Origin of the sequence: Rhodococcus sp. JVH1 (assembly GCF_000280725.2) — a bacterium.
Lineage (GTDB): Bacteria > Actinomycetota > Actinomycetes > Mycobacteriales > Mycobacteriaceae > Rhodococcus_F > Rhodococcus_F jostii_A.
This window is the reverse complement of record NZ_CP166289.1, coordinates 6,331,186-6,345,796: the sequence shown is the minus strand read 5'-3', so window position 1 is coordinate 6,345,796 and position 14,611 is coordinate 6,331,186. Positions and strand designations below refer to the sequence as shown.

15 protein-coding genes are annotated in these 14,611 nt (G+C 67.9%); 9 read left to right on the top strand and 6 right to left on the bottom strand.

Annotation, left to right across the window (positions count from 1 at the left end; all coding sequences use genetic code 11):
* Positions 1-74: 74 nt before the first annotated feature.
* From pdhA to JVH1_RS29440, 4 genes are all read left to right on the top strand, one after another.
* Complete coding sequence (gene pdhA / locus JVH1_RS29455) at positions 75-1,172, top strand: pyruvate dehydrogenase (acetyl-transferring) E1 component subunit alpha (protein WP_009474260.1); 1,098 nt, start codon at positions 75-77, stop codon at positions 1,170-1,172.
* Positions 1,169-2,152 carry an alpha-ketoacid dehydrogenase subunit beta gene (locus JVH1_RS29450; protein ID WP_009474261.1) on the top strand — a complete coding sequence of 328 codons (984 nt, stop codon included), beginning with the start codon at positions 1,169-1,171 and terminating at the stop codon, positions 2,150-2,152. Before pdhA ends, JVH1_RS29450 begins: the two co-directional genes overlap by 4 nt.
* A 30-nt stretch (positions 2,153-2,182) precedes the next feature.
* Positions 2,183-3,436, top strand: a complete 1,254-nt coding sequence (locus JVH1_RS29445; RefSeq protein ID WP_009474262.1) for a dihydrolipoamide acetyltransferase family protein — start codon at positions 2,183-2,185, stop codon at positions 3,434-3,436.
* Positions 3,437-3,497: 61 nt separating this feature from the next.
* Positions 3,498-4,646, top strand: a complete 1,149-nt coding sequence (locus tag JVH1_RS29440) for an MFS transporter (protein ID WP_009474263.1) — start codon at positions 3,498-3,500, stop codon at positions 4,644-4,646.
* A 4-nt stretch (positions 4,647-4,650) separates the two neighbouring features.
* Here JVH1_RS29440 and JVH1_RS29435 read toward each other — a convergent pair whose 3' ends face one another.
* Positions 4,651-6,426 carry a multicopper oxidase family protein gene (locus tag JVH1_RS29435; RefSeq protein WP_043778657.1) on the bottom strand — a complete coding sequence of 592 codons (1,776 nt, stop codon included), beginning with the start codon at positions 6,424-6,426 and terminating at the stop codon, positions 4,651-4,653.
* A 184-nt stretch (positions 6,427-6,610) separates the two neighbouring features.
* Here JVH1_RS29435 and JVH1_RS29430 point away from each other — a divergent pair, with 184 nt between their 5' ends.
* Positions 6,611-7,243: a hypothetical protein gene (locus tag JVH1_RS29430; protein WP_009474265.1), complete on the top strand. Its 633-nt coding sequence runs from the start codon at positions 6,611-6,613 to the stop codon at positions 7,241-7,243.
* Positions 7,244-7,310: 67 nt separating this feature from the next.
* On the opposite strand, the gene JVH1_RS29425 is transcribed toward JVH1_RS29430, so the two are convergent.
* The 3 genes from JVH1_RS29425 to JVH1_RS29415 are packed head-to-tail and all read right to left on the bottom strand — an operon-like array spanning position 7,311 to position 10,174.
* A complete protein-coding gene (locus JVH1_RS29425) occupies positions 7,311-8,735 on the bottom strand; it encodes an NAD(P)(+) transhydrogenase (Re/Si-specific) subunit beta (RefSeq protein ID WP_009474266.1) in 1,425 nt (474 codons plus the stop codon).
* On the bottom strand, positions 8,735-9,061 hold the full coding sequence (locus JVH1_RS29420; RefSeq protein WP_009474267.1) for an NAD(P) transhydrogenase subunit alpha: 327 nt from the start codon (positions 9,059-9,061) through the stop codon (positions 8,735-8,737). The genes JVH1_RS29425 and JVH1_RS29420 overlap by 1 nt, the downstream gene beginning before the upstream one ends.
* Positions 9,062-10,174, bottom strand: a complete 1,113-nt coding sequence (locus JVH1_RS29415; protein WP_009474268.1) for a Re/Si-specific NAD(P)(+) transhydrogenase subunit alpha — start codon at positions 10,172-10,174, stop codon at positions 9,062-9,064.
* A gap of 269 nt (positions 10,175-10,443) precedes the next feature.
* Between JVH1_RS29415 and JVH1_RS29410 the strand changes: the two genes are divergently transcribed.
* Complete coding sequence (locus tag JVH1_RS29410) at positions 10,444-10,845, top strand: DUF488 domain-containing protein (protein ID WP_009474269.1); 402 nt, start codon at positions 10,444-10,446, stop codon at positions 10,843-10,845.
* Positions 10,842-11,006 (top strand): hypothetical protein, encoded by a 165-nt coding sequence (locus JVH1_RS29405; protein WP_009474270.1) that lies wholly within the window; start codon positions 10,842-10,844, stop codon positions 11,004-11,006. The genes JVH1_RS29410 and JVH1_RS29405 overlap by 4 nt, the downstream gene beginning before the upstream one ends.
* Positions 11,007-11,017: 11 nt before the next feature.
* On the opposite strand, the gene JVH1_RS29400 is transcribed toward JVH1_RS29405, so the two are convergent.
* Positions 11,018-12,559, bottom strand: coding sequence for an AMP-binding protein (locus JVH1_RS29400; protein ID WP_009474271.1), 1,542 nt, complete (start codon positions 12,557-12,559; stop codon positions 11,018-11,020).
* A gap of 166 nt (positions 12,560-12,725) precedes the next feature.
* Between JVH1_RS29400 and JVH1_RS29395 the strand changes: the two genes are divergently transcribed.
* Positions 12,726-13,544: a maleylpyruvate isomerase family mycothiol-dependent enzyme gene (locus JVH1_RS29395; RefSeq protein ID WP_009474272.1), complete on the top strand. Its 819-nt coding sequence runs from the start codon at positions 12,726-12,728 to the stop codon at positions 13,542-13,544.
* Positions 13,545-13,549: 5 nt separating this feature from the next.
* Complete coding sequence (locus JVH1_RS29390; protein WP_009474273.1) at positions 13,550-14,230, top strand: Type 1 glutamine amidotransferase-like domain-containing protein; 681 nt, start codon at positions 13,550-13,552, stop codon at positions 14,228-14,230.
* 29 nt (positions 14,231-14,259) lie between these two features.
* Here the strand turns inward: JVH1_RS29390 and JVH1_RS29385 are convergent, their stop codons facing one another.
* Complete coding sequence (locus JVH1_RS29385) at positions 14,260-14,589, bottom strand: hypothetical protein (RefSeq protein ID WP_009474274.1); 330 nt, start codon at positions 14,587-14,589, stop codon at positions 14,260-14,262.
* Between the last annotated feature and the right edge of the window lie 22 nt (positions 14,590-14,611).

Sequence of the window (14,611 nt, the reverse complement as noted above, 5' to 3'; positions counted from 1 at the left end):
CCCTTGCCCTACCGCAGTACCCGTCTCCTACGAACCCACAAGGTTCACGGACTCGACAACGCGAGGTGACCCCGATGGTCGACAAGATTGCCTATCCGGTCCAGCTCATCCAGCCGGACGGCCGACGGGTCTTCAGACCCGACTACACGAGCCTGGTCCGCGACATCGGACCCGACCAACTGCGCGGCTTCTACGAGGACCTCGTGGTCGCGCGTCGGATGGATGTCGAAGCCGTCGCCCTGCAACGCCAGGGCGAACTGGGACTCTGGGCCCCCATGCTCGGGCAGGAAGCCGCACAGGTCGGCTCCGCCCGCGCCCTCCGATCCGACGACTACGCGTTCATCAGCTACCGCGAACACGCCGTCGCCTACTGCCGGGGCGTGGACCCGGGGGTGATGACCCGCATGTGGCGGGGATGCGCCCATTCCGCGTGGGATCCGAGTTCCGTGAACGTGACGAATCCCGCGATCGTCGTCGGCTCCCAGGGGCTGCACGCCACCGGGTACGCCATGGGCGCCCATCTGGACGGCGCGGAGATCGCGACGATCGCCTATTTCGGCGACGGCGCCACCAGTCAGGGCGACCTCGCCGAGGCCCTCGGCTTCTCGATGAGCTTCAACGCGCCGGTCGTATTCTTCTGCCAGAACAACCAGTTCGCGATCAGCGAACCGGTCCACCTGCAGAGTCCCGTCCCCATCGCGCAGCGCGCCGCCGGTTACGGCATGCCCGCCCTCCGAGTGGACGGCAACGACGTTCTCGCGGTCCTCGCGGTCACCCGCCAGGCCACTCAGCGGGCGCGCGAAGGCAGTGGGCCGACGTTCATCGAGGCCGTCACGTACCGGATGGGCCCCCACACCACATCGGACGATCCCACCCGGTATCGGGCGGCAGCCGAGACCGAGGTCTGGAAGGCCCGCGACCCGATCGACCGGATGAGGCGCCTCCTCGACCGGGAGGGCCTGCTCGACGACACGTTCCTCGCCGGGGTGCAGGCCACCGCCGACGACGTCGCGGCGCGACTGCGGTCCGGGACCATCGGTGCTCCCGATCCGGAGCCGCTCGACTTGTTCGAGCACGTGTATTCCGCCGACCACCCACTCATCGACGAGGAACGCGAGCAGTACGCCGCGTACCTCGCGGGCTTCGCAGGCATCGAGGAGGCACTGTCATGACCACCACCACACTGTCGCTCGGCGCCGCACTCAACGCAGGCCTCCGGCGCGCCCTCGAACACGACCGCAAGGTCGTGATCATGGGTGAGGACGTCGGACGCCTCGGCGGGGTCTTCCGCGTCACCGACACCCTGCAGAAGGATTTCGGCGACAACCGGGTCATCGACACCCCACTCGCCGAATCCGGAATCATCGGCGCCGCGTTCGGCATGGCCCTGCGCGGTTACCGGCCCGTCTGCGAGATCCAGTTCGACGGCTTCGTCTACCCCGCGTTCGACCAGATCGTGTCCCAGGTGGCCAAGATTCACTACCGCACGCAGGGCCGGGTCACCGCGCCCCTCACGATCCGGATCCCGTACGGCGGCGGCATCGGCGCGGTCGAGCACCATTCGGAGTCGCCGGAGGCGTACTTCGCACACACCGCAGGACTGCGCGTCGTCACACCCAGCAACCCGGCGGACGCGTTCCACATGATTCAGCAGTCCGTCGCGGCGGACGATCCGGTGGTGTTCTTCGAACCGAAGCGGCGGTACTGGGACAAGGCCGAGTTCGACGTGGACGCCGAACCGGACCTGCCACTGCACCGGGCCCGGGTGGCCAGAGAGGGCACGGACGCCACCATCGTCGCGTACGGCTCCGTCGTGCCGACGGCCCTGTCGGCCGCGTCCATCGCCGCCGACGAGGGGCACTCGCTCGAGGTGATCGACCTGCGCTCCCTCTCGCCGATCGACTTCGACACCATCGAGGAGTCGGTTCGCAAGACCGGAAGACTCGTCGTCGCGCACGAGGCGTCGACGTTCCTCGGCCTGGGCGCGGAGATCGCCGCCCGCATCTCCGAGCGGTGCTTCTACCAACTGGACGCGCCCGTCTTGAGGGTCGGCGGATTCGACGTTCCGTATCCCCCGGCGAAGCTGGAACTGCACCATCTGCCGGACGCCGACCGCCTGCTCGACGCGGTCGACCGCAGCCTCGCGGCCTGATCGCACTCATCGGAGGAGAGGAGCCGTCCGTTGGCGCAGGAATTCCGCCTACCCGATCTCGGTGAGGGGCTGACGGAGGCCGAGCTGGTCTCCTGGGCCGTCGAGGTGGGCCAGACGATCGAACTCAATCAGGTGATCGGAGAAGTCGAGACAGCGAAGGCGCTCGTCGAGTTGCCTTCGCCGTACGCGGGTGTCGTAGAGGAACTGCTGGTTCCGGCGGGCGCGACGGTGCCGGTCGGGACGCCGATCATCCGGGTTGCGACGAATGCGGCCACCGAGGAACCTCCCGCGCGCACGCCCGTTCTGGTGGGGTACGGGCCCGAGGCCGCCGCCGAGAGCAAACGGGCTCGGCGGAGGCTGGTGACCGCTCCGGAGACCGGCACGTCCGGTCCGGACCGTCGGCGCCCCGACGCGTCGCCGGCGGCCCGGGCGACCGCCCGTGAACTCGGGGTCGACCTCGCCGTCGTCGCGGGGACGGGGCCGTCCGGCGCCGTCACCCGGAACGACGTCGAATCCCACGCGGGTTCGGCCGGGCAGTCCGTGCCGTCGACACCGGAGCCGCCGGAACCGTCGGAGCAGTCGGAGCGCGAGACCCGCACCCCGATCCGCAGCGTCCGGAAGCAGACCGCGGCGGCAATGGTCCGCAGCGCGTTCACCGCCCCGCACGTCACCGAATTCGTGACCGTCGACGTGACCCGGTCGGTGGAACTGCTCGAACGACTGCGAGGCCTCCCCGACTTCGAGGGACTGTCGGTGACACCGCTAAGCCTGGTCGCGAAGGCGATGATCGTCGCGCTGCGCGAGAACCCGAGTCTCAACGCCTCGTGGGACGAGGAGAACCAGGAGATCGTCACCAAGCACTACGTCAATCTCGGTATCGCCGCGGCCACGCCCCGCGGTCTGGTGGTCCCGAACATCAAGGAGGCGCAGTCGCTGAGCCTGCTCGAACTGTGCCGCGCGATCACCGAACTGACTGCTACCGCGCGCAGCGGCAGAGCCGAACCCGCGCAGCTGACCGGCGGCACGGTGTCGATCACCAACGTCGGAGTGTTCGGTGTCGACGCGGGCACGCCGATTCTCAACCCCGGCGAATCGGCCATCCTCTGCCTGGGCAGCGTCACCAGGCGACCGTGGGTGCACGAGGACGAACTCGCGGTGCGGTGGGTCACCACCCTGAGCGTGTCGTTCGATCACCGGGTGGTCGACGGCGAGCAGGGGTCGAGGTTCCTGTCGTCCGTGGCGGCGATGCTGCACGATCCCGCCTCACTGCTCGCGCACCTCTGATCCTCGGTACGTTTGGTCGGTGAGCACTTCCCGAGCGTCCGCGGTCGACACGCGCGAACCAGTGGCCGAGCCGCTCCGCCGGGCGCGCGCGGGAACGTTCGGGATCTTCGGGATCAACGGATTCCTGCTCGGCATGTGGGTCGTGCACATTCCGGCGATCGAGGACCGGATCGGCATCAGCCACTCGACGCTGGGTTCGCTGCTGCTCCTGCTCGCGGTCGGCGCGATCGGCGGCATGCAGGTCAGCGGTCCACTGGCCGACCGGTTCGGCAGCAGGCGCATGGTGATCATCGCCGGACTCGCACTGTCGGCCGCCACCGTGGGCCCGGGGCTGGCCTCCGCGGCCTGGCAACTCGGTCTCGCCCTGCTCGTGTTCGGCTTCGCGAACGGCGCACTGGACGTGTCGATGAACTCGCAGGCCGTCGAAGTCGAGCAGCGGTACGGACGGCCGATCATGTCGGCGTTCCACGCCCTGTTCTCCGTGGGCGGGGTGGCAGGATCGCTGCTCGGAGCGGCGACGCTCGCAGCCGGGTGGGCACCCGTGACGGCGTTGCTGGTCGCCGCAGGTGTCGGGGTCGTCACCGTCGCCGCGGGCTCGCGGTGGCTGATGGCGGACCGTCCCCGCTCTCGGCACGACACCGCTCCCGCCGACAAGGCACAGGGCCGGCTGTCCACCCGGGTCCTCGCGCTCGGTGGCATCGCCTTCGTCCTCATGCTGTCGGAGGGTGTCGCGAACGACTGGAGCACCCTGCAGGTCAAGGAACACCTCGGAACGTCCGATTCCGTCGCCGCCCTCGCGTTCGGTGCCTTCTCCGTGATGATGACGGTGGGCCGGTTCACCGCGGACCGTGTGAGCGGAGCGCTCGGTCCCGTCGCCGTCGTCCGCTACGGCACCCTGATCGCGGCCCTCGGAATGCTGCTCGTCGTCGTCTCCGGGCTGCTCCCGCTCACCGTCCTGGGCTGGGCGTTGTTCGGCCTCGGGTTGTCGGGCTGTGTCCCGCAGATCTTCACCGCCGCGGGAAACCTCGGCGCGGGTTCCGCGGGCACCAACATGTCCCGGGTGGTGGGGCTGGGGTACGTCGGATTCCTCGCCGGCCCGGCCACCATCGGCTGGATCACCCAGGTGGTTCCGCTCACCGTCGCGATGGTGGTCCCCCTGGTCTGCGTGCTGGTGGCCGCCACGTTCGCGGGGGCGGTCCGGCGCACCTGACCTTTCAGGCCGGCGTGCGGTACCTGAGCATCATTTCGTGATCCTCGTGATCGAGGATGTGACAGTGCCAGACGTAGCCCTGCAGCGGTCTCGGACCACCGGTGGGTCCGTGTCCGTGGGCGTCGTGTGATTCGCTCCCGAACACCGCGTCGGGGTCGAAGCCCAGCCCCTCCGCCGTGGGAAACCGCACGACGATTCTGGTGACGGAATTGGCGTTCGCCAGCACCGTGTCCTTGAATCCCCGCTCCCACGGTTCCGCCGGAAGGAGCGGAGAGATCGTGAACGCGTCCGCCGACGGAGTCCACCGGATGCCGAGCGGCGGCTGCGGGGTGGCGAACGCGAATCGCAGAGTCTCGATGACCTGACGCCCCAGCACCCGGAAGTTCGCGAGATGCAGATGCACGGGATGCGGATCATTGGTCGCGTTGATGATATTCCACTGCTCTACAGTGCCCTGGCGCGGCAACTCGATGTCCTCGGTCGAATACCGGAGATTGTTCAGGGACATGATCGACGGCGGAAGCCGCACGTCGCTCGGCTGGCTGAGCGTGACGTTCCGGAAGACCTCGGGCCGCGGGATCGGCGGCAGCAATTCCGGCTGCGCTGGTCCTCCGCGCAGTGTCGCCGGGGGCGCGCCGGCGAATCCGCGGGCAGTGCCCACCCGGAAACGGCAGAACCTCGGCATCGTGCGTTCGCCGATCAGTGCGGCCTGGAACGGCGGCGGCTCGTCGTTGCAGAGTTCCACCGTCGATCCCGGTTCCAGAGATCCGAAGTCGGCTAGGACGTCGATACGCTCGGCTGGGCTCAACCGCACCCGCGTCACCGCGACCGGGGCGTCCAGCAGCCCGTTGTCGCCGCCGATCACCCAGAACCGCATGCGGTTGCCGAAGTACAGATTCCACACACTCAGCGAGCCCGCGTTGACGAGTCGCATTCGATACAACCCCCGGGCCACGTCGAGTTCCGGCCACACCTTGCCGTTCACGACCCCGACGTCGCCGACCGCGCCCCCTTCCCAGCTCCCTCGCGGGACGGCGGGCGTCGAGCGGATCCGTTGCCTGCCCTCGGCGGTGAACATCTTCTCCTGCAGCACGAGGGGAACCTCGAACTCCCCCGCCGGCAGACGCAGCGGATTGTCGGCGCGCCCGGTGTCGAAGTCGTCCCGCAGCAGGTACTGCCCGACGAGGCCCGCATAGATGTTGAGTCTGGTCACCCCCATGGCGTGGTCGTGGTACCACAGTCCGGCCGCGTCCTGCCGGTTCGGAAGATAGTGCAGGTACTCCTGACCCGGCCGGAGCACCTGCTCGGGGTGCCCGTCGAACTGCGGCGGATTCACCCCGCCGTGCAGATGCGTCGCCGTGGGCACCTGCGTGCGGTCCCGTTCGCTCAGCCCGTGCAGTGACGTATCGAAATCGACGGCGAACGGGTGGACGGTGATGCTGTTCCCGAAGGCGATCGTCGTCGGCTGATCGACGTGCGCCTCGATCGTCGCGCCGAGATAGTCCGCTCCGCTGTATGCCAACGCCGGCGAGGGCGGCAGATCGGCGTGGAACTGGTGGAGTGTGCTGCTCGCGTGGACGTCGACGGTCGTCCCGGACATCGTCGGCAGGATCGGGAGCCGATCACGAAAAGGTTCGAGCGGGGGCGAGGAGAACATCAGGGGTCGCAGCGGATCGATGTCGAAGGGGAAGGCGCTCGCCGACCCGGCCGAAACCGCGCCCAGCCCACCGCCGAGCGCCACCGCACGCAGGAACGATCGGCGCGAGATCCGTCCACTCATATCGGTCACATCGTGTGTGTTCACGCGGAAAGACGATTCGAGATCGGTCGGCGACGACGTTACTCCGCCGGGTGCGGCACCCACCCGCGATCGGGACACACACTCGCCGCACGAACAGGGCCGTTCACCGACCTCACAGCGGCCTCTCATCGATCGTTCAGCGTCGGTTGGCACACTGTGTGTCGTGACCGAATCGACTAGCAGGCTGCGTCGCAGTCTTCGTCGCCTCGCCTTCGCCGCGGCGGGTGTGGCGGCACTGTGCGCGCTGTACCTCATCCGCCCCGAATCGTCGGGTCTCGTCCTCCCGGAGGCACTCCGACCCGTCGCCGATCCTGTAATCCAGGCGATCGACATCACCACGGTGCTCGCAGCGACCGTCGTACTCGCCATCGTCGCGGCGATGCGAAAACTTTCGTACGGCATGGGTGCGGTACTGCTGCTGTGTATCGGCGCGAATCTCACCAGCGCCGCAGTCCGGGCATGGGAATCGGATGCGCCGTCGGTGCTCCTGCCGAGCGGGCACGTCGTCGCCGTCACCGCGCTGTACGGTTCGGCGCTGCTGGTGTCGGCGCCGCGGTTCCGGCCCGTCATCGCGGGACTGGGTTTCGCCGTCGTCCTCGGTGTCGCGGGGGCAGCCGCGCTGGTCGAACCGATCGGCATCTTCGGCCTTGCGGCCGGCCTGATCATCCTGGCGATCTGGTGGGCGCTGGCGTCCACCCTGATGCTGTACTCCCCCGTGGCCGCCGAGCGTGAAGAGCGACGGCCCGACACCGCGGCCATCGCCTTCTCCCGGCACCGCGGCAGTCTGCGCCTCTGAGGCGCTTCGCGCCCGTGCGTGGTCTGCGAGTCTCTGCACTCGTCAACCACGCACGGGCCCGGAGGGCCTACAGGGCCTTGAGTTCCTCGGTGACCTCGGAGACCGACTTCTTCGCATCCCCGAACAGCATGGAGGTGGTGTCGGCGAAGAACAGCGGGTTGTCGATGCCGGCGAACCCGGAATTCATCGACCGCTTGAGCACGATCACCGACTTCGACTGATCCACATTCAGGATGGGCATCCCGTGGATCGGCGACGACGGATCGTTGCGGGCGGCGGGGTTGGTGACATCGTTCGCACCGATCACCAGGGTGACATCGGTGCGGGCGAACTCGTCGTTGATGTCGTCCATTTCCTTCATCGCGTCGTACTCGACGTCGGCCTCCGCCAGCAGCACGTTCATGTGCCCGGGCATCCGGCCGGCGACCGGGTGAATGGCGTACTTGACCTCGACACCCTTCGACTCGAGCATCTTGGCCATGTCCTTGACCGCGTGCTGGGCCTGCGCGACGGCCAACCCGTAGCCGGGGACCACGATCACCTGGTTGGCGTACGCCATCTGGATCGCCGCATCCGCCGCCGAGGTCGACTTCGCCGTCTTGACGGTGCCGTCCCCGACCGCCGCCGCGACGCCGCCGCCACCGAACCCGCCGGCCACGATCGCCGGGATGGACCGGTTCATCGCCTTCGCCATCAGGTTGGTCAGGATCGAACCCGACGCACCGACGATCATGCCGGCCACGATCATCGCCTGATTATTGAGCGCGAGACCGGCGGCCGCCGCGGACAGACCGGTCAGCGCGTTGAGCAGCGAGATCACCACGGGCATGTCGGCGCCGCCGATCGGCAGCACCACCATCAACCCGAGCACCGCCGCCAGCACCAGCACACCCACGATCCACCACTGCGACGTGGGGCCGGTCGGCTCGATCGCCTTGACCCCGATCGCCACCGCCAACGCGACGGCCCCGATCAGCAGCACCGCATTGAGCGGCTGCTGCAACCGGCCGATGCCGATCGGCCGGCCCGGCAACGTTTCCTGCAGCTTGAGGAACGCGATCACCGAACCCCAGAACGAGATCGATCCAATGATCGCCGCGAACAGCGACGCGATGACGATGTGCACCGTCGGCAACTCACCGTGCTGGAACGCGGTGAACCCGTCCGAGTCCAGGAACTCGGCGTACGCGATCAGCGCGACCGTGCCACCACCCACACCGTTGAACAGGGCCACCAGCTGCGGCATCGCGGTCATCTTCGTCCGCAACGCCGGCGGCACACCCAACACCACACCGATCACCAGACCGGCGACGATCAGCACCCAGTTGGAGGTGTCCCGGATCGCGATCAACGTCGCGACCACCGCGACACCCATGCCGACCGCGGCGATCTGGTTACCGCGGACCGCGGTCTTCGGGCCGGTCAGACCCATCAGACCGTAAATGAACATCGCGAACGCCACGATGTACAACACGTTGACCAAATACTCCATTACCGGTCCCCACCCTTCTCAGCAGCAACAGGGGCGGTGGGCTTGGACTTGAACATCGCCAACATCCGGTCGGTGACCACGAAACCACCGACCACGTTGATCGTTCCGAAGACCAGGGCCACGAACAGGATCACCTGCAGCCCCCACGGCGGGTTGTCGACCTTGCCGAGCACCACCAGCGCGCCGAGGACGACGATGCCGTGGATGGCGTTCGTGCCCGACATCAGCGGGGTGTGCAACGTGTTCGGGACCTTGGAGATCACCGCGAACCCCACGAACCCGGACAACACCAGGATCGCGATGTTCGCCAACAATTCGGTGTACATCTAGGACACACCCTCCTCACGGGTGACGCAGGACGCGGCGAGGACCTCGTCCGAGAAATCGGGGGCCAGCGCCCCGTCGACGAGCATCAACTCGAGCAGCGCGGAGATGTTCTTCGAGTACAGCTCCGAGGCGTGCTCAGGCATGCTGGCAGGCAGGTTCAGCGGCGAGCAGATCGTCACCCCGTGCTTGACCACGGTCTGACCGGGCTCGGTGAGCTCGCAGTTACCGCCGGTCTCACCGGCCAGGTCGACCACCACGGATCCGGGCTTCATGCCCTCCACCGCGGCGGCGGTCACCAACCGCGGCGCCGGACGGCCGGGCACCAGAGCGGTGGTGATGACCACGTCGAAGCCCTTGATCGCGTCCTCGAGCGCCTGCTGCTGCTGCGCCCGCTCCGCCTCGGTCAGCTCGCGGGCGTACCCGCCCTCACCGGCGGCGTCGATCCCCAGATCGAGCCACTGCGCACCGACCGAGCGGACCTGGTCGGCGACCTCCGGGCGCACGTCGTAGCCGGTGGCCCGGCCACCGAGACGCTTCGCCGTGGCCAGGGCCTGCAGGCCGGCGACACCGACCCCGAGCACCAGCACCGTGGCGGGCTTGACGGTGCCCGCGGCGGTGGTGAGCATCGGGAAGAACCGGGTCGATTCCGACGCCGCGAGCAGCACCGACTTGTACCCGGACACGTTCGCCTGCGACGACAACGCGTCCATCACCTGGGCACGGGAAATCCGCGGGATCGCCTCGACCGCGAACGCCTGCACCCCGGCCGCCTTCAGCGCGGCGACCTGATTGTCCTGGTTACGGGGGGCGAGGAACCCGATCAGGGTCTGCCCGGCATGCAACCGGCCCACCTCCTCGTCCGACGGCGGCGCGACCTTCACGATCACGTCCGCCGCCCATGGATCGGCGATGGCGGCTCCTGCCAATTTGTACAACTCGTCCGGGATCAGCGCGCCCAAACCGGCACCCGACTCGACCACCACGTCGACGCCCTTGGCGATCAACGACGCCACGACCTTGGGCACCAACGCGACCCGACGCTCACCGTCGTTCGACTCCCGAACGACGCCGACCGTCGGGCGCGCAGTGGACGCGCTCTGCGATGTATCCATGTATCGACTTCCTGCGGTAGATGGTGTGTGTGCCGCGACGAGCGGCGATCAACCGATGATGAGCGGAAATATTTCCCCCGACTCGACTGAGTTAGCTGATAGTAGCCAGAGAACGCGTGACGTAGGGAACAGAGAAGTCCGTGAGTAGGCGTCTGAATCGAGTCCGAACAGTCGTTCTCACAGATCTTTCTGCTCGTTTGTGAACCCGGTCACAGGGTGTTTGGTCGTAGTCTGACGGTAGACAGCCGCACGGAAGCGGAGGTTCGGCCATGAGCACACCGAAGGAACGGAACGCGGAGGACGTCACCGCGGATCCGCCGGTCGTCGTCGAGCGGGTGTACGACCATCCGACCGAGGGCGACGGACTGCGGCTGTTCGTGGACCGGCTGTGGCCGCGGGGCCTCCGCAGGGACGCGTTCCATTTCGACGACTGGGCCAAGGACCTCGCTCCGTCGACGGAGTTGCGTCACTGGTACTCGCACGACGTCGCCGCGTTCAGCGAGTTCCGCGAGCGGTACGTCCACGAACTCGATTCGCCGACCGGCCGGAAGGCCGTCGCGCGGGTGCAGGAACTCGCGCAGGGGCGGCCGATCGTTCTCCTGACCGCGACGAAGGACGTCAGTCACAGTCACGCCGAGGTACTTGCCGAATACATGCTGGATCGGTTGTGACCGCCCACCGCGACGACGCCGCGCCCGTCACCGAGCCGGACGACGACCTCGGCGGCGACCCCGTCTGCTGGCTCGACCGCGTGTGCCCCGACTGCGGGTTGTTCCTCACCGATCACACCGCGGGCACCTGCCCGCGCTGCGGGGCGGCGCGCGGCAGGTGACGTGCGGGAGTTCAGCCGGCGTTCAGGTACCGGGCACGGAGTTTGTGCTTGACGAGTTTGCCCGTGGGTGTGCGCGGCAGGTCGTCGGAGAAGTCGATGCTGCGCGGCGCCTTGAAGTGACTCACCCGGTCGCGCACGTAGTCGAGTAATTCGCGGGCGACGGCATCGGACGGCTCCACCCCCTCGACGAGTTGCACGACGGCTTTGACCTGTTCGCCCATCTCCTCGTCGGGCACGCCGATCACCGCGACGTCGAACACCTTGGGATGCATGGTGAGAACGTTTTCCGACTCCTGCGGGTAGATGTTCACCCCACCCGAGATGATCATGAACGCGGCGCGGTCGGTGAGGTAGAGGAAGCGGTCGGAGTCGATGTACCCGATGTCGCCGCTCGTGGTCCACGTCGGATGGTCGGGGTGCGTCGCGGATTCGGTCTTGACCGGGTCGTTGTGATACTCGAACGGCCGTTCCTCCCTCTCCCAGTAGACGGTCCCGATGTCACCGACGGGCACGTCCGCACCGTTGTCGTCGCAGATGTGCACGATGCCCATGACCCCGTCGTGGCCGACCGATCCCGGCTTCGCGAGGGCCTGGGCGCTGTCGATGAACGTGGCACCGGCCCCTTCGGTGGATGCGTAGTACTCGCGGATCACCGGGCCCCACCACTCGATCATCGAACGCTTCACGTCGGGCGGGCACGGCGCCGCCGCGTGGATCGCCACCTTCAGACTCGACACGTCGAACTTGTCGCGAACGTCCTTGGGCAGCTTCAGCATCCGGACGAACATCGTCGGGACCCACTGGCTGTGGGTCACCCGATACTCCTCGACGAGCCGCAGCGCCTCCTCGGCGTCGAAGCGGTCCATCAGGACGATCGTGCCGCCGACGGAGGTGATGGTGCCGCAGAAGCGCAGCGGCGCTGCGTGATACAGGGGTGCGGGGCACAGATAGACGGTGTCGGAATCGAATCCGTACATCGGGGCGAACACGGCGGTGTACGGATCCATCGTGGTGTCCACCTCGCCCTCCGGGAGAGCGGGTTTGATCCCCTTGGGCCTGCCGGTGGTGCCCGACGAGTACAGCATGTCCTGCCCGCGGGGCTGCGAATCGAGCGGTTCGGCCGACTGCGCCGCCACGGCGTCGTCGTAGCTGTCGAATCCGTCGAGTTCGCCGCCGTACACGAGACGGTGACGGATGCGGGGCAGCTGATTCTCCTCGCGCGGCACGGCGCCGCCCGCGTCGGCGGAAACGATGAGCACCTCGGCTCCGCAGTCGTCCACGACGTAGCCGGCTTCCTCCGGGGTGAGATGCCAGTTCACCACGGTGATGTACAGCCCCGATCGCAGCGCTGCCCAGTACACCTCGAGAACCCGGAGGTCGTTGCTCGACACGAGCGCCAGGTGGTCGCCGACCTTCAGGCCGAGCGAACGCAGGTGCCGTGCGAGGCGGGTGGACCGCTCGTCCAGCTCCCGGTAGGTCAGCTGCTCCCCCGTCGAGGGACGAATGACAGCGGGCTTGTCCGGGGTGGTCGCCACGAAGTTTCCAGGGAACATCCGCACTCCTTTGTTAATGGAGATTCTCACCACGGGTCTACCACACCGGACCCGGGACGGGGAGGTCTTCGACGCCGTCACCGGCGCATTCGTCCGCCCGCGGCGAAAACGCTCGGACGCTCCGGCGGGAGGTCCTACAGTTGAGGCAAAAGGAGGCGTACGACCCGTGAATGCCCTGCAGAAGGAACCGATCCTCGACGCATTGTTCGAGGAATGGGACGTACTCGACGACGTGCTGTCGACGTTGTCCGGCGACGCGTGGTTCACGCCCACCGCGCTCCCGGGCTGGACCGTCCACGACGTGACCGCGCATCTCATCGGCACGGAGTCGCTCCTTGCCGGAATCTCCGCACCGCACACCAGTATCGACGTCCGCTGCCTCGCGCACGTGCGCAACGAGATCGGTGCGTTCAACGAAGAGTGGGTCGAGGGCCTGCGGGGGTGCTCCGGCCCCGAAATGCTCGAGCGCTTCCGGGTGATCGTGGCCCGCAGGCGGTCGGAGCTGAGCGAGATGACCGACGAGGCGTTCGAGGCCGAGACCACCACACCGGTCGGTCCGGCGCCCTACCTCCGGTTCATGCGCATCCGCGTGTTCGACTGCTGGATGCACGAGCTCGACCTGCGCGACGCCCTCGCGCTGCCCGGCGACGAGGGCGGCCTGCGCGGGGAGACGGCGTTCGAGGAGATCGCGGGCGCTGTCGCGTTCCTCGTCGGCAAGCGCGGCAAGGCCCCTGACGGGTCGAGGATCACCCTGGAGCTGACGGGACCGCTTGCGCGGAACATTCACGTCGCCGTCGACGGCAGAGCCGCGGTGGTCGACGCACTGCCGTCCGAGGCCACCGCGACCGTGACTCTCGACTCCCGGCTGTTCACCCGGTTGGCGGGCGGCCGGACGACGGCGGCCGATCACCGCGACGAGATCGCGTTGAGCGGCGACACCGCCGTGGGCAAGAGGATCGTCGACAACCTCGCGTTCACGATCTGACCGCGGTGCGCCTGTTCCTGTCCTCGTATCGGTTCGGCGCGGATCCCGCGCCGCTGCTCTCGCTCGTCGGCAACCCGGGGCGCGTGGGGGTGATCGCCGCGGCCGCGGACGCGTGGCCGCGGACGGCGCGGACGTCCGCGGTCGTGAGTGACGTGATGCCGCTGACGCGGCTGGGCTTCACCCCGGAAGAGGTGGATCTGCGCGACTACATCGGCTGCGACGGACAGGCGCGGTCGGCCGCGCTGAGGGAGCGGCTGGAGGGGTTCGGCATGCTGTGGGTGCGCGGTGGGAACACGTTCGTGTTGCGCGCGCAGGCCCGGAGCGGGGCGGACCGGGTGATCCCGGAACTACTGCTGAGCGATTCGCTGGTGTACGCCGGCTACAGCGCGGGGGCGTGTGTGATGACTCCGACGCTGCACGGTCTCGACTCCTCCGATGACCCGGCGGAGGTGGTCGCAACCTGCGGCATGGAGCCGCTCTGGGACGGCCTGGGCGTGGTGGGCTTCGCGATCGTGCCGCATCACCCGCCTGCGGAGCTTCCAGGGGCCGAAGACGCCGTGCCCTTGGAGGACGCGGCAGCCGTTCGGCGCACTGTCACCGCTTTGAGGCTCGCCGGCATCGAGTACCGCACCTTGACGGACGATCAGGCGATCGTCGTGAACGGAGATCGAACCGAACTCGTGTGACGACGGCGAGCCCTGCGGCGGGAAGGCCTTCAGCCGAAGACGGCGACCGGCACGGACGGAGTGAACGGGGCGACGCGGTCGAGTGCGGCCCAGGTGACCTCGCAGCGCTTGGCGGTGACTTCGTCCGCGTCGGCGAGGAGCGTGTTCAGGAGGGTCTTCGGGTTCAGGCGCCATTCCTGCACCATGCACCGAACTTCCTCGTTGGTGAACAATCCCGAACCGGCCAGTGCGAAGATCCATTCGTCGAACTCGCCACGGTGGATCTGTTCGATGGAATCGTAGTCGATGCCACCGTCCAGGAACTCGTACGAGAACATCGCGGAGATGTAGCTGCTGGGATCTCGGTGGAGTGCATTCATCGGTGCGGGTCCTTCCAGGGTC